Below are 18,566 nucleotides of genomic sequence, written 5' to 3' on the forward strand. Positions count from 1 at the left end.
GGCACTCATTATGACCTTTGTACATCAGGAAGTATGGCACTGGCAGATCGCAACCTACCTGTTTCTGGGCGGTCTGGGCGGCGCGACTTTCGCCATCAGCGCGGTGCTTCACCTCTTCGAGGGGTGCGACCGCAAAATGCTTTCCATCGCCGTCATGTCGTCGATAGCGTTTCTGGTTGTCGGCACCGGCTTTCTGCTCGCCGACATGCTCCAGCCGCTGAAAGCGATCTACGCCCTGACCAATCCGCGCTCGTGGATATTCTGGGGCGTCGTCTTCATCAACTTCTACTTTGTGGCGGCCATCGCCTATGTGATTCCGCTGCTCGAAGAGTGGCCGATGCTTCAGCCGATCATACAGAAAATCCCCGCGCCAATCCTCGGCCTGCTCGAGCGCCTCAACAAGCTTATCGCGCTGGGCGGCTCGGCAGCCGGATTCCTCGTGGCGATCTACACAGGCCTCTTGATCTCGGTGGCTCCGGCGATCAACTTCTGGAACACGCCCGCATTGCCGCTGCTCTTCGTTATTTCGGGATTCTCGACCGGCGCGGCATGGCTGCTCCTGCTCTCGATGCTCTCCAGCAACCCCGGCGCACAGGCTATCAGCGCCAAGCTCGAACAGCTCGACGCCATGCTGATCGTCACCGAACTCATCATTCTCGGTGCATACTTCAACTTCGCCATGTTCCTGCCCACCGGCGCGCGCGCCTCGGCGGAGTTCCTGTTCCACAGCCCGGTCTTCATAATGGGCTTCTTCATCGCCGGTCTGCTCGTGCCGCTCGCCATCGAAACCTGGGGCATCTTCTTCAGCGGCCATTCGGAGGAGAAAAAGTCCACAATGCCGATCCTTCTGGCCAGCGCCCTCGTGCTCGTCGGCGGCTACCTGCTACGTATCTACGTGCTCAAGGCCGGCATGTTCCAGTACCCCTGGTAAACCGCCCGATCCTTCAATTTCGACGCCCGGCTTTCCGACAACTGACGGATCACCGGGCGTCCATCGTTTGACCAATCATGACGCCACTCCAGAAAGCCTACCGCTACAAATTCCTGAGCCGCTGCTTCGCCTATCCGAACGAGGCGTTCATTCCGGCCCTCAACGAAGCACTCGGCAAAATCGACGCCGACCGCGACCCGCTGCAAGCGCTCGTCGCCGCGTTTGAAAAGGAGGATGCCGAAGCGCTGCAAGCCGAGTACACCCGCCTGTTCATCAACGGCTACCCGCACACCGTCTGCCCGCCGTATGAATCAGTCTATCTCGAAAAGCGGATGCACGGCGAAGCCACCGTGGCCGTCGCCGCCGCCTATGCCGAATGGGAGATGTCGGTCGAACCGGGCCTCATCGACCACCTCGCCACCGAACTCGAATTCCTCGCCTTCCTCGCATCTGCAGAATCGCTCAACAAGGCGGTAAGCAAAGATACCCGTAAAGCTATGGAACGCTTCACGCGACAACACCTCTGCCGCTGGATACCTCAGTTGATCGCCGACCTTAAAGCGGGCGCGAAGCTGGATTGTTACCGAATCCTGGGGGAGGTGATGGAGAACATTCTGGCAAAAGATTGCAAGACGGCGTAACCATTTGCTGAGACAAGCAACCCCTGCCTTGCTTTTCGGACAGTGCTGTTTTCCTTGAAAATTGCAAACCAGTACTCCGAAAAAGCTTGCATAATGAAATCGGAAAAACCTCTGAGATCACAACACGCCCGCCTCAAATCGTGCGTTTTCTGACAATAGATTGTTTGGCACACAATTTGAAACGAAACATGGAGCCGTCAAGGATGCGAAAACAAAACAGGGGCAATAATGTCGGAACAAATGGTCGTCTTCTGGTGGGACTCGGAATCAGAACCCGAATGATGGAGAGTTGAAATACAAAGGAAAAACAGTCAAGGGCAATATGAATCAGTTTCGGGAAGCGATACTGCCGGTTTTCCGGTGAGCGCCGACAATTTCGGGACCCTCGACGAAGACCTCCTGATCCAGTCAATCAAGACCTCATTCCCAGAAGCGCATATCGCGCTGAAATTCTGAACATCAAGGCGAGAGAAACGTCTTCGTTCATCCGCCAGCTCCGGGAGTCCCCTTCCCCTGACGGAATTTTATCGCCAGACAATCATAAATCACCCGTTCCCCGGCGTAAGCTGTAGTACTCCGGCGTATGATTTGCCAGTCTTGAAGGTCGTAGTGGTTGCCTGAGGCGATGGCGGCTACCAGACGGGTATCTTCGGCGGAAAGCTTTGACAGTTCGGCGTTCTGGGTCAGAATGACCGGTTCGATGTCTGGGCCGGAAACGATCAACAAGGCGTCGATCTGCATCCCCTCCAGCCGGTAGTGGTCGGCAACCGCCGCGCCTTTGGTCAGCGCGTCGAGCTGGATCATTCTGGCCCGATAGCTTCGTCCATCCCCGCTCATGGCCTGATGCACGATGTCGAGCAGGGTGTTCCTCACGTGACTCAAATCGGTAATCGATTCAAGGTTCTGAAACTCCGGATTGCTTTTCAGCACCCTTGCCAGCGTCGAAACCTCCTTGAGATAGACATTGCGCTGGTTTTCTGGCACAAAAAACATCACAATCAGTCGCACGAGCGGCTCTCCGGCGATGCCGTAATCGATCCCCGCCGGACTCCAGCCGATGGCGCAGCAAAGCTCGCCGTCGAAGTCCACGCGCGCGTGGGGACAAGCCCATCCGACGCCAAGCGAAGTATTGGAGGTTTTCTCGTGTTCGAGCACGATTTCGACAATATCGGTGCCCGGCGGAATCGAGGGCACCGCTTCGAGCATCGTGGCGAGAAACTGCAGAGCGTCTTTCTTGTCGTTATCCGGCAGCTCTACCAGCCGCCCGTCTTCAAGGGCATCGAGAACGCTTTTCAGCATGTCAGTTACCTCCGAAACGTTTGAAGAACCAGGTTTTAACCATATGCGTCAATATGCTGTAGCCGAGAAGGAAGAGCGCGATCCAACCGAAATAGGCCAGCGGCAACGGCACCATGCCAAAACGCGATGCAAATGGTAAATAGGGCAGCCAGACGGCAACAGCCATGACGACGAGGGTTGTCAGCAGCATCGGAAGCGATGCGCGGCTTTGCAGGAAAGGGATTTTGCGCGTCCTGATGATATGGATGATGAGCGTTTGCGTCAGGAGCGATTCGACAAACCAACCGGTCTGGAACAGCTGGGCGGCGTGATCCCTTACACCATTCGTGACTGACGGATCGTTGAAAATTCGGCTGTTGAACAAAAACCACATCAGAGCAAAGGTGGCATAGTCGAAAATCGAGCTGATCGGCCCGATGACGATCATGAACCACTTGATGTTGCCGATGTCCCACTTTCGCGGACTTCTGATCTGTTCCTCGTCCACGTTATCGACCGGAATACCGGTCTGCGAAAAATCGTAGAGCAGGTTGTTCAACAGAATCTGGATCGGCTGCATCGGAAGGAACGGCAAAAGGTAACTCGCCCCAACGACGCTGAACATGTTGCCGAAATTCGAGCTCGCCCCCATCCGGATATACTTGATGATGTTGGCAAAGACGCGGCGTCCTTCGAGAATGCCATCGTCAAGCACCATGAGGCTCTTTTCGAGCAGCACGATGTCGGCGGACTCCTTGGCCACATCCACCGCCGTATCGACCGAGATACCCACATCGGCAGCTCTCAGCGCGGGAGCATCGTTGATGCCATCACCCATGAAGCCGATCACGTGTTCCTGCCTGCGCAGCGACTGCACCACCTGTTCCTTCTGCAACGGCGAGAGCTTGGCGAGCACATCGGCCTCACCGACCGCCCTGTCGAACTCCTCCGGCTTCATGCGAAAGAGCTCGTCGCCCGTCACCACATGGTTGACCGCCATGCCCACATCCTTGCAGATCTTGCGGGTCACGAGCGCGTTGTCGCCGGTCAAAATCTTGACCTTCACCCCCGCCTCTCGGAGCTTGAGCAGCGCCTGAGCGGTCGAGTCCTTCGGCGGGTCGAGGAAGGCGATATAGCCGAGCAAAATCAGGTTTTTCTCGTCCTCATGGGTAAAGTTTTTCCTGTCGGGTGAGAACTCGTTGTAGGCGATGGCGAGCACGCGATAACCGTTGCTGTTCAGGGTGGCCACCTCCTCGAAGAGGTCATCCTTGATCATGCCAATAAGCGGGTAGATTTCATCATCGATCTGGTAGCGGTCGCAACAGGCGTAGATCTCCTCGACAGCGCCTTTGGAGATAAGCACATGGTCGCCCTCGTAATCGACCACCACGGACATGCGGCGGCGCTGGAAATCGAATGGCAGCTCATCGACCAGCTTGCAGCTTCCATCGACCGCGAACTCCCGATGCTCCAGCACCGCCCGGTCGAGCAGGTTGCGTAGACCGGTCTGAAAAAAGCTGTTCAGGTAGGCGTAGCGCAACACGTTGTCGCTCTCTTCGCCCATTACATCGACCGCCATCTGAAGCAAAACACGATCCTGCGTCAGGGTGCCGGTCTTGTCGGTGCAAAGAATATCGATCGCGCCAAAGTTCTGGATCGACGAAAGATGCTTGACGATCACCTTCTTCTATGCCATTTTCAGCGCGCCTTTGGCCAGATTGACCGTCACGATCATCGGTAGCATCTCCGGCGTGAGGCCGACGGCCACCGAGAGGCTGAAAAAGAGCGATTCAAGCCAGTTGCCCTTGCTGAGGCCGACGATCAGGAACACCGCGGAAACCATGACAACCATGAAGCGGATCATCAGCATGGTAAACGAACGGATCCCCTTGTCGAAGTTGGTCTCTTCGCGCTCTTCGTTTAGCCGCTCGGCAATGGAGCCAAAAAAGGTGCGGCTGCCGGTATTGACGACCACCGCACGCGCCGAGCCGCTGCTGACACTGCTGCCCTGGAAGCAGGCGTTGCGAAGTTCGAGAATGGCAACATGGTCAGCATCTCCAGCGTCAGCGCTCTTTTCGACCGGTATGGTTTCGCCGGTGAGCGAGGCTTGGCTGACGAAAAAATCTTTCGCGGAGATGAGCCGAAGATCGGCCGGAATCACCGAACCGGCCTGAAGCTGGACAATGTCGCCCGGCACCAGCTCGGAGAGCGGCACTTCGACCTCGACGCCGTTGCGGATGACATGCGCACGCGACTGGACGCGCTTGCCGAGTGACTCGACCGCGTTGCCCGACCGGCGGTCAAGCACGTAAGAGATGCCAACGCTCAGAAGAATCATGACAGCGACGATGGCCGATGAGGTCCATTCGCCGAGAAACCCCGACACGGTGGCGATCAGCTATAACTGAATAACGAGAGGACTGGAAAGGCGATGCAGGATATCCTGCAAAAAAGAGGGGCGTGTGGCTTGTGATATTTCATTCTTGCCGTATTTCGAGAGGCGCTTCAAGACCTGCTGGTCGTCAAGGCCATCAATACGGCTTTCCATAATCCGCAACGCATCCTCTGCCGGAGCGTTGCAGAGCTTCAGCAGGAGCTGTTCATCTTCGGAACGGGCACGCGACTGCGCAGCCTCCTCGCGTATGGATGTCGAGGAAATCTTGTTATAAAGGGTTCTGAACATTCTGTACTCATGGGAATGGAGTTTGTTGGCAGAAACCGGCGCTCTCGGATAAGGCAAACTCGCCAAACCTTAGCGCGACCGTCACTTGATTCTTTGCAAAAGAACAACATTTCAGGGAAACCCGCAAGCAGAATCGCACTATCGGCCATTCGACGACAAATATCGCAAGAACTGTTACTGTTTTCGTATTTCAAAAAAATTCAACAGAGTAGAGAAGGCTGCCCCGCAAGGCGCTTCGAACCGTTCCTATCGATGGGAAATCCGGAACCGCCCGATTTCGATGTTCAAGAAAGATAATCCCTTTCCAGAAGCTTCAACCGGCAATCATCACCGACTCCCATTTCACTCGAACACCACCCGCAGGCTGTCGTTTTGCAGCCTGGCTTTGAGCCATTTCTCCACTTTCGTGCGGTCAGCCCGGTCGATCGGTTTTGAGGCCGAGAGGAGGACGTAGCTCCGTTGCAGGGGTTTCAAGCCGGTGCTGTCCGAAAAAAGATAGGGTTCGGCGTACAGGCAGCTCGTGATCTGCGGAAACAGCGGCTTGAGTTCTTTAAGCAGCTTCAGGCCGGTATAACTGACCTGTCGCAGGCTGTCCTGCTGACGGATGTTCGTTTGCAGTGCCGCGTTGAGACGGGCGATTTCGAGTTTCTGGCGATCGGTCGTCTCCATCTGGCTCAGCTTGTCGAGATACTCCTGTCCGTTGGTAATCACCAGCCCCTGCTCGAACTTCAGCGTTGCGTTTTGGAGGCCGAACGCCTTGGCCCGCCTGTTCAGCTCCGCCTTGTCGCTGGCGGTGAGCGGATGACCGCCATAGATCATTGAAATCACGCGGGCGTCGCCATCGATATCATATCTCAACAGAAAATCCCCCTTGAACAGGCTGACGGTTCGCACGAACCGCGTGGCCGTGTCGATAAAACGCTCTTTCCTGACAAGCAGGTAGCCGAAATAGACGCTCGGAATCAACGTAATCAGGATGACCGCCGTGATGATTCGGTTGATGCGGGTGCGCTTCTCCTCGTCGAGCGAGGAGCGAAGCGGAATGCGCATGACGCGCGCAAAACCGACATTGGCAAGTCCGATGAAAACGCTGTTGATCACAAACAGGTAGAGGGCCCCGAAAAAGAAGTTGAACTGACCGGTCGCCAGGCCAAAGCCCGCCGTGCAGAGCGGCGGCATGAGCGCCGTGGCAATCGCCACGCCCGGCACCACGTTGCCCTTGAGCTTGGTGGTCAGGGAGATCGAACCGGCCAGGCCGCCGAACAGCGCGATCAGTACGTCGTAGATGGTCGGGGACTCGTGCGGGCCAGCAGTTCGGAGTGGCGCTGGAAAGAGGCGAGATGGCGAAATACAGGGTCGAGGCGACCAGACTCGAAACCACGGCGAACGAGAAGTTCTTGAAAGACTTCCGGAGCAGCGGAAAATCATAGGTCGCAATGCTGTAGCCCATGCCGTTGATCGGACCCATAAGCGGCGAAATAAGCATGGCGCCGATGATGACCGCAGTTGAGTTCATGTTGAGGCCGACCGAGGCAAGGATGATGGCAGAAATCAGCACCCAGATTCGCGCACCGCTGAACATGATGTCAGCCTCGACCGCGGTGTGGACGGTATCAAATGACTCCGCATCCTGACGAAGGCTGAAAATACGCAGCAAAGATTTAAACATGGCTAACAGAATCGTTGATCAAACCGGCGACAGGCACGGCATCCCGAATATCAAAACAAGCCACGGCAAGCTTCCGTGAAGCCTCCTACAAATCGAACGGATTGTTGATAATCTCGAAAGAGAGCTCCTTTCGATGGTCATGAAAACCGATTTTTATGTAATGGAGGTTTTCGCTTTTGAAGATATCCTCACTCTTCTCGGCCGCGCGAAGAATGATGTGCCCCTTGTGATTGCCGAGCTCCCTCGACAGATCGCCCCATTTCCTGAACACAAGATTGGTATAGGACTCCCCCTCCCTGATGAAGATGACCTCGGCATCACCAAGATCGGTGATCTCGTCAGGCACCGAAAGAAGCGACATCTCCTTGCCGATCCAGATTCTGATTATTTCGCAGTGAAACGGAAGAAACACGGAGTTGTGAACGGCAAATCCCGTTTCTCCGTTGCGAATGGCGGCTATAAAGCTTTTCATGCTACTACGGATAGTTTCGTTTTCAGTACTTCACAATTTGTCGTAATGGAAACATACGCCATAGCCTGCTAAAAAAACAGCCGTAACCGCAATACAACAAGCTTCTGTTCGATTCAGGATATTCGTTGCCAACGCTGACTTCCGGTCAAGCCTCTGGAATTTGTCATCCAGACTTAGACAACATCAGTACTCTTTGCACAATACTCCAGCCTTTCCGATTCGAATCAGAACTGCACAGGATCAGCAACGCGGAACAGACCGGCATTCACCCCAGACTCTTGTACCAGACGTTCATACTTTCGATACCGCCTGAAATGTTGGTGTTGTTAACGAGTGTACTGCTGAAGGGGCAACCTGCTTTGGCGAAGGTGACGTTCATGCCGGGCGACAGGGCGCGGGCAATGGTGTAGGCGGTCCGCATCCCTTTGCGGCGCATTGCCGCCTCCATCGCAGCGAGCAGGTGCAGGGCGAGATTGCGGCCACGGAAGTCGGGGAGCGTGGCGAAGTCGGTCATTTCGACGTTCAGGCCGTCGAGGTAATCGATGTGGCTCTGCATCGTTTCGAGCAGCCAGGCCGGATTGTGGATCGGGAAAGGATAGGAGAGAAACACTTCGCGATAGATTTCGGCCATTTCTTCGACGTCGTCCGGCGTACAGGCGCGGAGCGTGAACTCCGCCGAAAGCGGGGGCTGCGAAGCGGCAGGCTTGCTGGGTGCCAGCTCCGCGATGCGGGCAATTTCGGCGGCGTCCGGCGATTCGACGCGGGCCAGATCGAGGTACCGCGCCGGGAACAGCGCCTCCGTTTCCCCGCGATAAAAGCCCGGCACCGACGCTTCGACCAGATAGCCATTCGCGACAAACTCCCCTTCCGAGCCTTTCGGCAACTTGGCAAAAATCTTGGTGTAACCCCGCTCGCGGGCCAGCGCGTCGAGCTGCGCCGGGAGCTTGCGCGGATCGGCCTCGCCCATCTTCATGAGATAGATACGGCGGCTGAACAGCCCGTACTGCAAGAGCGCGCCGAAACGGGTTTCAATGATGTCTGGCGTAGAGTTCATAACTCAACAATTGAAGATACGCTATAGCCAGAAAAATAGTGTTTTGGAAAAAACACAATCAATCGATTCAGAAAACTGCTGACTGAAGCTCGTAACCTGGCCTTAAAATCGCTCTTTATGTCAGTCAACTATCATCCGGAAATCAAATTCACTGTTTGCCAGTTTTTTGTCAATTATCCTGCTCTTACGTAAACTTGAGAAGATAGCCTCTGACGCCACACAGCGGCCGCTCAGGTAGAGAGCTCAAGCCTTTGAGCTCATCGCAGATGAGTGAAATAACTACAGGTGAACATCAACCGGCGATCGGTGTTTACGGGCGAACGAGATCATCGAACAGAGCAGTATCGGTATGGTATCTTGAAAGAAAACCTGAAAATTCAAGGAGAAAATTATGTCTAAAGTCGCTGGAATTGAAGGGATTGATGAAGCTCATGGAGAGAAACTCCACGGCATGGGTATCACCACTGTTGATGCGTTGCTTGAAAAAGGGGCGGATCCGGCTGGAAGAAAAGCTATCGAGAAGGCAACCGGAATGAGCCACGCGCAGGTGCTCCGACTGGTGAACCAGGCCGACCTGTTCCGCATCAAGGGAATCGGCAAGGAATATGCCGATCTGCTTGAAGCGTCAGGCGTGGACACCGTACCTGAACTGGCCCAGCGGAGAGCGGACAATCTGCACGCCAAAATGGCTGAAATCAACGCCGCCAAAAATCTCGTAAAAAGATTGCCCCCTGAGTCAGAGGTACAGGACTGGATTACCCAGGCGAAATCGCTACCCAAAGCAGTAACGTATTGAGCAATCGAGAGAGCCAAGGGGCGCTTCGGTATGTTGTCGAGACGCCCCTCCTGGCAACCTCGAAAGGCTCCGATCTTCGCCATCGATTGGCGTCTTGAACGCAGCCGAACCACCGCCAACCTCTGGGCAACAACGTCGGCGCGGGGATTATCAACCGGCAGGATCGAAGATAAAAGATTGACAATTGCGTGATCCCAAAACCCGTGCCATTCCAAACCTGACGAACAACCCGGCTATCGATTTTTTCTATATTGGCTGTATAGTTCCGGCGACGCGATCCAACAGATTCAGAGTGCCGTAAAAGCTCGCGGAACCGTCCCGGAATGGGGGCTGAATGCCGTGGCGTTCACCGGTAAACCGTCGAAAAAACCGTCGAGATCCCCTCTGTCGTGAAGTGGTTTTAAAATTTAAACATACACGTTCATGGACTTATCAAATCTCCTTCAATCTGGAGCTTCCGCCATTCTGCACAACAGCGATCAAACAACCAATGGCCTTGACAGCAACGAGCTGGTTTCGGCGCTGTCAGGCCTGTTGGGCGGCGGCGGGGGCAACCTGCATCTTGGCGCTCTCCTCGCCAAAATGCAGCAGGGCGGATTGGGCGACATCGCGGCCTCGTGGCTCGGTAGTGGCGCTAATGCGCCGATCTCTCCCGAGGCAGTGACGAATCTGGTCGGGAGCGATAAAATCGCGGCCTTCGCCTCCCGCTTCGGGCTTTCCACGGAAAGCGCGAAAAACGCGGTGGCCAGCGCCTTGCCAGCAATGGTGGACAAGGCCAGCCCGAACGGCTCGCTGCTCGAAGAGATCATCGGCAAGGTCGGCGGGCTTGGCGGCCTGCCGGACATGGTGAACAAGTTTTTCTGAACCATCGAAAAGCGCCACGACCGGGCACAAACGCATGAAGCCGGAGACTATCCGGCTTCATGCGCGTATAAAAAACGGTGCCTTACAACGGCAGCGATTTGCACTCGTTGAAGAAGTCGCGCAGGCGGTGGGTGCCGTACTTCGGCGAAACGAAATCCATCTTGCTCAGCGTGGTAGCGAACAGAGCGACATCATGCACATCACGGTTGAAGAGACCGACGACGCCGACGATGCCGTCGGCCAGCCAGAAGGGCAGCGAAACCTGCGCGGGCTGCGTTCCGGCGATTTCGATAGCAAGATCGACCATTTCGCGGTAGGTAAAGACCTCCGGGCCGCCGACCTCAATCTCTTTTTCGCTGCTGTCAACCGCATCAGCGCACACCTTGGCCAAGTCGGCTCCGTGGATCGGGTTCTGCCGGTTGTAGCCATCGCCAATCCAGAGCATAAAGCCCCGGCGGGCGCGGGCGACGAACTGGCCGATCTCCGAGAAAAAGCCGTTCGGGCGAATGATCGTGCTCTCGATTTTGGCGGCCTGCAACTCGCGGACGAACTTTTCATGCGCCTGCACGTTCGGGATGTTCATCATGCGGTGCGCGTCGAACACCGAAACGTACACGAACTTCTTCACCCCGGCCTTGAGCGCCTCGGCGAGGATGTTCATGTTGCCCTGATAGTCAACGTCGAAATTGTCGTGCTCGAAGTCGGGCTTGATCATGCCGAGCGACGAAAAAACTACGTCGATGCCGTCGCATAGCCCGGCAATGGTTTCGGGTTTTGTGGCATCGCCGAAAACAACTTCGTCAACGAGCGTGTCGATCTCTGGCGCAAAAAACGGCCCCGGCTTCTTGAACTTCTCGGGATTGCGCACCAGCACGCGCACCCAGTATCCGCGATTCTTGAACTCCTGCACCGCATAACGGCCCAGGTAACCGGTCGCCCCGGCCACAAGCACTTTCTTCATTGATTGCTCGGATAAGATTGATGGATAAAGCTTTTGCGTTTCGATGCGCAATATACGCAATTCAAGCGAGGGGATGCGAACAGACGCTGGGCCAGACAGCTTGTCAGTTGTCAAATGCACACAAACACATCAAACATCCGCAATACATGATCCGAAACGCGAAGCTGCCATCGAAAGGCTTGCAAAGTTCAGTCGCGGATTTGCACATTGAAACTGCACCCTGTCCACTGGACAGGTAAACAAAGGATAAAATTTTCAGGAGTACCCACATAAAGTTTGAATACCATAACCCGACTCACCTTGTTTTTGGAGCTGGAACTCTCGCTCGACTCGGCGAAGTGACCAGCGCATATGGCAAAAAAGCTATGATCGTCACCGGTGGAGGCAGCGTCAAGCGCAACAGCGCGTTCGACCGCGCAGTCGCGAGCCTGACTGCTGCCGGAGTTTCGGTGGTGGAATGTGATGGCGTCGAGCCGAACCCTCGACTTTCGTCGGTAGCGCGAGGCGGTGAGATCGCACGGAAAAGCGGATGCAGCGTGGTCATCGCACTTGGCGGTGGCAGCGTGATGGATGCCGCGAAAGTCATGGCGGCGGCGGTATTCTACGAAGGCGACCTGTGGGACATGTTCCCGCACGGCCAGGCGAACCGGCGGCTCCCAACCCAGGCGCTCCCTGTCATCACCGTGCCGACGCTCGCAGCTACCGGATCGGAAATGAACAGCGGCGCGGTCATCACGAACGAGAAAACGACCATCAAATCGTTCGTCAACGCGAAATGCCTTTACCCGAAAGCGGCCATCGTCGATCCCGAGCTGACCGTGAGCGTGCCGAAGGATCAGACCGCTTACGGCATCTGCGACCTCATCACCCACGTCACGGAATCGTACTTCAACGGCGTTGACGGCACGCCCATGCAGGATCGCTTCGCCGAGAGCGTCATCGCCACGGCCATCGAGTGAGGGTCGAAAGCGGTCGCCGACGGCAACGACCTCGAAGCAAGAGCCCAGGTACAGTGGGCATTGGTGGTCGCGCTCAATGGCTGGGTGCAAACCGGCTGCATATCACCATTCCCGGTGCACATGATCGAGCACACCATCTCCGCACTGCACGACATCGCCCACGGCGCTGGCCTCGCCATCGTCAACCCCGCCTGGATGCGCTTCGCTGCAAAGAACCGCCCGGCCCGCTTCGCGCAGTTCGCGCATCGGATTTTCGGCATCGAACTGAAAAGTGCTGATGACATGTATGCCGCACTGGAAGGCATCGACCACTTCGAAACGTTCCTCCGCTCCATCGGCTGCCCAACGCGCCTCTCGGAATGCGGAATCGGCGACGAACTCCTCGACCGCTACGCCGAAGATACCCTGCTTGTTGCAGGCAATGCCGAAGGCCAACTACCCGCGGCAGACCGATGATGACTCAAGCCGACATCGGGAGAAACAAGCACGAAACCGATGTATCCTGAAACAGGTCGTCCCTCCCTTGAATCAGAACACCCATCAATCTCACGAACCGTCTGCCCAAAAAGCAGGGTTCCTTGAGAACCGGAATCACTGATTCATTACCAATCGTCAGCCGTCAACTTCCCAGAGATACATGCTCGATTCCTTGTTGAGAATCTGTAGTTCGTATGCCTTTGAGCAGGCTCGACCCGCGAACCCGTAACAGACGTGAAGCGGCAGCAAATGCTCCTCTCTCGGATGGCAGTATCGAGCGGAGGGCACAGATTCCCATGCAACCAACCTTTCAGCCCATTCATCTTCCGTGATGCTTTTGTCGGAACAGGTGCTGACCGGCCAACGCTCAAATGCCCGGTTTGCATCTCTGAAAGCTTCCGTATTCGGAGTAAAAAAAGCTCTCATATTGTGAAAGAGAAACCCCGAACCGATCAGCAGAATCGACCGGTCAGCCAGCGCTTGCAGGGCGCTGCCCAGCGCGATGTGCGCAGCCGGGTCAAGTCCTTTGATCAAGGGCTATTTGTACGCAGGGTATATCTGCCTCGGGGTATATGATTTTCAAAGGCACAAACAGTCTGTGATCGAACCCCCTCAAATGGTCAGCGCTTACCGCTATGCCCGCTTTTTCAAGCTGCTCGACGATAGCGTCGGCTAATGGCGGATTGCCGGGGCAGGGATATTCGATTTCATAGGACTCCGGCGGAAAGCCAATCTAGTCGTAGATCAAGCCGGGGCTTTCACCAAGAGTGACCGTCGCGTTTTCGTGCATCCACGCATACGAGTGTTCGATGCATCTCTTGTTAATTACCGATGCATAAAGCAAGGCCCATCTTCGCTGACGGGAAAATCGCAGAATCCATAACGTTCAAAATCCTTGCATGGAGCACCGCATCGCCTATGGGTTTCACCGGTACTGACCTTCTCGATCGACACCCATCTTTCCCCTTTTAACACCGGTTCATCCGCATAACGCCATTCACCGTTATGCAACCAGTAGACCATTCCTGCCCATATCGAATCAACAGTCTTGACATCTACAATTCCAGTACATCCCGTAATTCGCCCACCGTGTTTCGACAATAGAGTTTCGGCAATGTTATTCATGAAATCACGCCCACCCTGATCGTACGCAGCGCAGCAGTTTATCAACCCAACAACAGCTCCGTCAACCATCACATCTTCCATGTCCACAAGTTCCCTTTCCATGCTCTGCAATTCGCTGGCAACCTTCGCGTGTCGTGCCGATTCGTTCTTACTATCACTAATCCTCTCTTGAATCTCCTTGCGTTGCTTGCTCTCTTTCACCGTCGGCAATAGTGCTTCGTCTTTGACGACTTTCTTGTCAGCGTCAATTTTGTCTTGATATGCTTTGCGTCGGCGGTCTCGGATGCCGTTCAGATCAAAATCTTTCGGCAAAATAGATCCGATGTGATGCTCAGTCCAATGACCATGACCGGCAAGAATCAACCTCCTGACCCGCTTCCCTTCTTTCGCCCACTTGCCAAGAAGACGAAACAGATGCCGCGGGGACTTTGGCTCGACGACCACTGTGAAGTCTGAGTCAGTGGCGATCACGTCGCGCAACGTGTTGTCATCGTCCAGGATTACGGCCACATCTAAGATCTTGTTTCCAGAACTGTTCACTTTCGGTTTCATGCTATCATCTCCCTCTGCGCAAGCTTATTAAGTCACACACAACGTTCGCCAGATTCTGAGCTACTCCAGTAGCCTATCGCCTCGTTTGCATCTAACATTTTTTGTATGGTTTCCTTATTGAGGAACCTGCGCCCAGTCTGTAAAAATCCAATAAGTCAAATTATTAAAACAAATTAAAAACTTTCTCGCTTTCTATGCAGTGGTATTATCCTGATCCGTATAAAACCCATGCTGTTCACCATCCTTAGACGGGACTATCTTCACTACCCTGAAAAAACATGGGTACAAATCATCTATCTCTTGAAAAATTAACGCAAAATCTGCGACCAGGCAACCATAAGCATTTGAGCTGATACACTCTATCCACCTAGCACCCTTCGACATAACCCCCTCCTGCCGTCCCGCGCACTTTTCAATTTGCATCTGGCCAAACTGATCGTATATTTACGATGAACTAAATCAAAAGCACATGCAGAGAACGCTCACTGACATCAGTTACACCACCGACGAAATCACGCTTGCGGCGATTGCCAAGGCGCTAAGCCATCCGGTGCGGATCAAAATTCTGCGGCTGCTCGCGGGTGAGGCCTGCTGCTTTACGGGCGAACTGACAGGTCTTATTCCTATGGCGCAATCCACCATTTCGCAGCACCTGAAGGCGCTGCTCGAAGCGGGGCTGATTCAGGGCGAAATCAATCCGCCGAAGGTGAAGTACTGCATCCATCGCGAAAACTGGGCGAAGGCCCATGCGCTGTTTGGTGAGTTCTTCGCCAGCGAAAAGAGCAGCGGGTGCAACTGCTGAGACTGGAATTTTTCGGAAACAGAGACAGTTTTATATATCGTTTATTTACGATAAACTCAAAGCAACAGAACAATGAAAGAGATCAAGATTCTTGGAACGGGATGCGCCAAGTGCAACCAGCTTGCCGATGCGGTCAAGACAGTGATTGCCACTGAAAACATCGAGGCTTCGGTCGAAAAAGTCGAAGACATCCAGAAAATCATGGCGTACAACGTGCTCTCCACCCCAGCCCTCGTGGTTGACGGCGAAGTGCGCTGCAAGGGCCGCGTGCCGGATCAGGCTGAACTGAAAGATTTATTAACCCGATAAAACAATCTACCATGAAAAACGCTGTTGAAATTTGCCCAACCACTGCTTTTGGATTGACTGAACAGGGCGTTCTGCTCGTCGATGTCCGTGAGCCTGAAGAGTTTGCCGAAGCATCCTTCGATGTTCGCAACCTCATGCTTATCCCGTTCAGCCAGTTTGAAGAACGGTATCGTGAAATCCCGTCAGACCAAAAAGTCATCATCGCCTGCAACATCGGAGAACGCAGCCTGATGGCAACCTATTTCCTGATGAACCACGGTTACGAACAGGCGGTCAATATGCAGTACGGCATCGTCCGCTGGGCGGAAAAAGGTTTTCCCATGAAGGGTGAGCTGAAGCGGAAAACCGGGGGATGCTGTTGCGGTTCAGGATCGGCAAAACCGTCCGGAAACAACGCTTCGAATTGCTGCTGAATCGTTTTACACAGAAGACATCATGAATAATAATAAAGCCCTTGATCTGAAGATAGCAGCCTTTACCGGAACCGCGGTGATTGCCTGGGTGCTGATCTATGGCAATCTTGAGCCGATGGCCGATTTCGTGCTGCATGGTATAGGTCTCACAAGAACGACGCACTTCGGCGAGGCGCTGCATTTCTTTATCTACGAAGTACCGAAGGTGCTGATGCTCCTGACGGCAGTAGTATTTGTGATGGGGGTAGTGCACACCTTCATCTCGGCAGAGCGGACGCGGGCGATGCTTTCGGGCAGGCGCGTGGGCGTCGGCAACGCGATGGCCGCGACGCTCGGTATCGTCACGCCATTCTGCTCCTGCTCGGCGGTGCCGCTCTTCATCGGCTTCCTGCAAGCGGGTGTGCCGCTCGGTGTCACCTTTTCGTTCCTCATCTCCGCGCCGATGGTCAACGAGGTGGCGCTCGCGCTGCTTTTCGGCATGTTCGGCTGGAAGGTCGCCCTGCTCTATCTCTCGATGGGGCTGCTGGTGGCGATTGTCGCGGGGATGGTGATCGGTAAGCTGCGGCTGGAGCGCTTTCTCGAAGAGTGGGTGCAGCAGCTCCAGAACAGCGCGGTGTCGTCGGAATTTTCCGCCGAAGCCGTGAGCTGGCCGGAGCGGATTCGCGAAGGCCTTCGGCATGTGAAAGAGATCGTCGGCAAGGTGTGGCTCTTCATCGTGCTCGGCGTCGGACTCGGCGCAGGCATCCACGGCTACGTGCCGCAAAACTTCATGGCCTCGCTGATGGGCAACCGTGTCTGGTGGTCGGTGCCCGCCGCCGTGCTGATCGGAGTGCCGATGTACTCGAACGCCGCCGGAATCATTCCCATCGTGCAGGCGCTGCTCGGCAAGGGCGCGGCGCTCGGCACGGTGCTCGCGTTCATGATGAGCGTCATCGCGCTCTCCGCACCGGAAATGCTCATTCTGCGCAAGGTACTCCGTCCACAACTCATCGCAGTTTTCGCCGGAGTGGTGGCAACAGGCATCATGCTGGTCGGTTTCGTGTTCAATGCGATTTTCTGATTCGCCACAAAAAAACCTGTAACTCATGAAACAGTCGATACTTGTTCTCTGTACCGGCAACTCCTGCCGCAGTCAGATGGCCGAAGGGTTCCTGCGCTCCTTCGATGCCGAACTGGAAGTGTTCTCCGCAGGCACGATTCCTGCTAGCGAGGTGCATCCACTCGCCGTTCAGGTGATGCGCGAGAAAGGCATCGACCTCTCCGGAAGCCATCCGAAAAGCGTCGAACAGTTCCTCTCGAAACCATTCGACTATGTGGTGACGGTCTGCGACGGCGCGAAAGAGAGCTGCCCGCTCTTTACCGGAAACGTGAAACACCGCGTGCACATCGGATTCGACGACCCGGCAACAGCCACAGGCAGCAGCGACGAGGTACTCGCCGTCTTCCGCCGGGTGCGCGACGAAATCGAAACGCGATTCGGGAAGTTTTATCGTGAAACCATCCGGGGAGAAAAGTCATGAGCATCAAGGCAAAACAGCTCTCATTCCTCGACCGCTACCTGACGCTCTGGATTTTTCTCGCGATGAGCATCGGCGTGCTGTCGGGCTTTCTCTATCCGCAGATCGCCGGATTCTGGAACCGCTTCCAGTCCGGCACGACCAACATTCCGATCGCCATCGGCCTCATCGTGATGATGTATCCGCCGCTCGCGAAGGTGAAGTACGAGGAGCTTGGTGACGTGTTCCGCAACACGAAGGTGCTGGCGTTGTCGCTCGTGCAGAACTGGGTGATCGGGCCGGTGCTGATGTTCGCGCTCGCCGTGGCGTTCCTCTCCGACATGCCGCACTACATGGCCGGTCTCATCATGATCGGCCTGGCCCGCTGCATCGCGATGGTGATCGTCTGGAACGAACTCGCCAAGGGCGACACGGAGTACGCGGCGGGTCTCGTGGCGTTCAACTCGGTCTTTCAGGTGCTTTTCTTTTCGGTCTATGCCTGGGTGTTTCTGACGGTGCTGCCCGGCTGGCTCGGCTTGAGTTCGTTCCGCGTCGAGATCACCATCGGCGAAATCGCCCGGTCGGTCTTCGTCTATCTCGGCATTCCGTTCATCGCCGGCTTTCTGACCCGCTTCACGCTGCTCAGGCTGAAAGGGCGAGAGTGGTACGAGCAGGTGTTTATTCCGAAAATCAGCCCGCTGACGCTCGTGGCGCTGCTCTTCACGATTGTGGTGATGTTCTCGCTCAAAGGCGAATACATCGTAAAAATTCCGATGGACGTGGTGCGTATCGCCATTCCGCTCTTGCTCTACTTCGTCATCATGTTTCTGGTATCGTTCTGGCTGTCCAAAAAGATCGGCGCGGATTACTCGAAGTCGGCCACGCTCTCCTTCACAGCGGCGAGCAACAACTTCGAACTGGCCATAGCGGTTGCGGTCGCGGTGTTCGACATCGACTCCGGCGAAGCGTTCGCCGCGGTGATCGGCCCGCTGGTCGAAGTTCCCGTGCTGATCGGCCTCGTGAACGTGGCGCTGTGGTTCAGGGAGAAGTGGTTCGGCGTTGTTGACAACGCATAACTGCTTTT

The 18,566-nt window shown here is 55.3% G+C and carries 21 protein-coding genes and 2 pseudogenes; 12 read left to right on the forward strand and 11 right to left on the reverse strand.

Features of this window, described 5'->3' with window-relative positions:
• Positions 1–10: 10 nt before the first annotated feature.
• Positions 11–931: an NrfD/PsrC family molybdoenzyme membrane anchor subunit gene (gene nrfD / locus NY406_RS07835; RefSeq protein WP_260533540.1), complete on the forward strand. Its 921-nt coding sequence runs from the start codon at positions 11–13 to the stop codon at positions 929–931.
• A 77-nt stretch (positions 932–1,008) separates the two neighbouring features.
• The gene (locus NY406_RS07840; protein ID WP_260533541.1) at positions 1,009–1,572 is read left to right on the forward strand and encodes a molecular chaperone; all 564 of its coding nucleotides are present in this window, start codon (positions 1,009–1,011) and stop codon (positions 1,570–1,572) included.
• Positions 1,573–2,055: 483 nt separating this feature from the next.
• Here the strand turns inward: NY406_RS07840 and NY406_RS07845 are convergent, their stop codons facing one another.
• From NY406_RS07845 to NY406_RS11210, 6 genes and pseudogenes are all read right to left on the reverse strand, one after another.
• The gene (locus NY406_RS07845; protein WP_260533542.1) at positions 2,056–2,871 is read right to left on the reverse strand and encodes a PTS sugar transporter subunit IIA; all 816 of its coding nucleotides are present in this window, start codon (positions 2,869–2,871) and stop codon (positions 2,056–2,058) included.
• Between the two features lies 1 nt (position 2,872).
• Positions 2,873–4,531, reverse strand: coding sequence for a magnesium-translocating P-type ATPase (gene mgtA / locus NY406_RS07850; RefSeq protein ID WP_260533543.1), 1,659 nt, complete (start codon positions 4,529–4,531; stop codon positions 2,873–2,875).
• A 6-nt stretch (positions 4,532–4,537) separates the two neighbouring features.
• Positions 4,538–5,236 (reverse strand): hypothetical protein, encoded by a 699-nt coding sequence (locus tag NY406_RS07855; protein WP_260533544.1) that lies wholly within the window; start codon positions 5,234–5,236, stop codon positions 4,538–4,540.
• Between the two features lie 12 nt (positions 5,237–5,248).
• Positions 5,249–5,533, reverse strand: coding sequence for a cation-transporting P-type ATPase (locus NY406_RS07860; protein WP_260533545.1), 285 nt, complete (start codon positions 5,531–5,533; stop codon positions 5,249–5,251).
• Positions 5,534–5,875: 342 nt separating this feature from the next.
• Positions 5,876–6,961 carry a DUF389 domain-containing protein gene (locus NY406_RS07865; protein WP_317618642.1) on the reverse strand — a complete coding sequence of 362 codons (1,086 nt, stop codon included), beginning with the start codon at positions 6,959–6,961 and terminating at the stop codon, positions 5,876–5,878.
• Positions 6,909–7,049: pseudogene (locus tag NY406_RS11210) on the reverse strand (DUF389 domain-containing protein); the annotation flags it as partial. The pseudogene NY406_RS11210 and the gene NY406_RS07865, both read right to left, overlap by 53 nt.
• On the opposite strand from NY406_RS11210, the gene NY406_RS07875 reads away from it, so the two are divergent.
• Positions 7,027–7,167: a hypothetical protein gene (locus tag NY406_RS07875; RefSeq protein WP_260533546.1), complete on the forward strand. Its 141-nt coding sequence runs from the start codon at positions 7,027–7,029 to the stop codon at positions 7,165–7,167. The pseudogene NY406_RS11210 and the gene NY406_RS07875 overlap by 23 nt on opposite strands.
• Positions 7,168–7,287: 120 nt before the next feature.
• On the opposite strand, the gene NY406_RS07880 is transcribed toward NY406_RS07875, so the two are convergent.
• Together NY406_RS07880 and NY406_RS07885 are read right to left on the reverse strand one after the other, a co-directional pair.
• On the reverse strand, positions 7,288–7,674 hold the full coding sequence (locus tag NY406_RS07880) for a hypothetical protein (protein ID WP_260533547.1): 387 nt from the start codon (positions 7,672–7,674) through the stop codon (positions 7,288–7,290).
• Positions 7,675–7,939: 265 nt separating this feature from the next.
• Positions 7,940–8,728, reverse strand: a complete 789-nt coding sequence (locus NY406_RS07885; RefSeq protein ID WP_260533548.1) for a putative beta-lysine N-acetyltransferase — start codon at positions 8,726–8,728, stop codon at positions 7,940–7,942.
• A 391-nt stretch (positions 8,729–9,119) separates the two neighbouring features.
• Between NY406_RS07885 and NY406_RS07890 the strand changes: the two genes are divergently transcribed.
• Positions 9,120–9,524 (forward strand): DUF4332 domain-containing protein, encoded by a 405-nt coding sequence (locus NY406_RS07890; RefSeq protein ID WP_260533549.1) that lies wholly within the window; start codon positions 9,120–9,122, stop codon positions 9,522–9,524.
• Between the two features lie 423 nt (positions 9,525–9,947).
• Positions 9,948–10,388 (forward strand): YidB family protein, encoded by a 441-nt coding sequence (locus NY406_RS07895; RefSeq protein ID WP_260533550.1) that lies wholly within the window; start codon positions 9,948–9,950, stop codon positions 10,386–10,388.
• Between the two features lie 82 nt (positions 10,389–10,470).
• Here the strand turns inward: NY406_RS07895 and NY406_RS07900 are convergent, their stop codons facing one another.
• The gene (locus NY406_RS07900) at positions 10,471–11,349 is read right to left on the reverse strand and encodes an SDR family oxidoreductase (RefSeq protein ID WP_260533551.1); all 879 of its coding nucleotides are present in this window, start codon (positions 11,347–11,349) and stop codon (positions 10,471–10,473) included.
• Between the two features lie 269 nt (positions 11,350–11,618).
• On the opposite strand from NY406_RS07900, the pseudogene NY406_RS07905 reads away from it, so the two are divergent.
• A pseudogene (locus NY406_RS07905) lies at positions 11,619–12,814 on the forward strand (iron-containing alcohol dehydrogenase).
• A gap of 488 nt (positions 12,815–13,302) precedes the next feature.
• Here NY406_RS07905 and NY406_RS11330 read toward each other — a convergent pair.
• Positions 13,303–13,518 (reverse strand): hypothetical protein, encoded by a 216-nt coding sequence (locus NY406_RS11330; protein ID WP_411267105.1) that lies wholly within the window; start codon positions 13,516–13,518, stop codon positions 13,303–13,305.
• 92 nt (positions 13,519–13,610) lie between these two features.
• Positions 13,611–14,462 carry a hypothetical protein gene (locus NY406_RS07910; protein ID WP_260533552.1) on the reverse strand — a complete coding sequence of 284 codons (852 nt, stop codon included), beginning with the start codon at positions 14,460–14,462 and terminating at the stop codon, positions 13,611–13,613.
• Positions 14,463–14,931: 469 nt separating this feature from the next.
• Between NY406_RS07910 and NY406_RS07915 the strand changes: the two genes are divergently transcribed.
• The 6 genes from NY406_RS07915 to arsB all read left to right on the forward strand — a co-directional run bounded on the left by NY406_RS07915 (position 14,932) and on the right by arsB (position 18,558).
• Positions 14,932–15,264 carry an ArsR/SmtB family transcription factor gene (locus NY406_RS07915; protein ID WP_260533553.1) on the forward strand — a complete coding sequence of 111 codons (333 nt, stop codon included), beginning with the start codon at positions 14,932–14,934 and terminating at the stop codon, positions 15,262–15,264.
• A gap of 72 nt (positions 15,265–15,336) precedes the next feature.
• Positions 15,337–15,573, forward strand: coding sequence for a thioredoxin family protein (locus NY406_RS07920; protein WP_260533554.1), 237 nt, complete (start codon positions 15,337–15,339; stop codon positions 15,571–15,573).
• Between the two features lie 11 nt (positions 15,574–15,584).
• On the forward strand, positions 15,585–15,986 hold the full coding sequence (locus NY406_RS07925) for a rhodanese-like domain-containing protein (protein WP_260533555.1): 402 nt from the start codon (positions 15,585–15,587) through the stop codon (positions 15,984–15,986).
• A gap of 22 nt (positions 15,987–16,008) precedes the next feature.
• On the forward strand, positions 16,009–17,046 hold the full coding sequence (locus NY406_RS07930; RefSeq protein ID WP_260533556.1) for a permease: 1,038 nt from the start codon (positions 16,009–16,011) through the stop codon (positions 17,044–17,046).
• A 25-nt stretch (positions 17,047–17,071) separates the two neighbouring features.
• On the forward strand, positions 17,072–17,506 hold the full coding sequence (locus NY406_RS07935; RefSeq protein ID WP_260533557.1) for an arsenate reductase ArsC: 435 nt from the start codon (positions 17,072–17,074) through the stop codon (positions 17,504–17,506).
• Positions 17,503–18,558 carry an ACR3 family arsenite efflux transporter gene (gene arsB, locus NY406_RS07940; protein WP_260533558.1) on the forward strand — a complete coding sequence of 352 codons (1,056 nt, stop codon included), beginning with the start codon at positions 17,503–17,505 and terminating at the stop codon, positions 18,556–18,558. The genes NY406_RS07935 and arsB overlap by 4 nt, the downstream gene beginning before the upstream one ends.
• Positions 18,559–18,566: the final 8 nt, after the last annotated feature.

Source organism: Chlorobaculum sp. MV4-Y (genome assembly GCF_025244685.1).
In the GTDB taxonomy this organism is placed as follows: Bacteria; Bacteroidota; Chlorobiia; order Chlorobiales; family Chlorobiaceae; genus Chlorobaculum.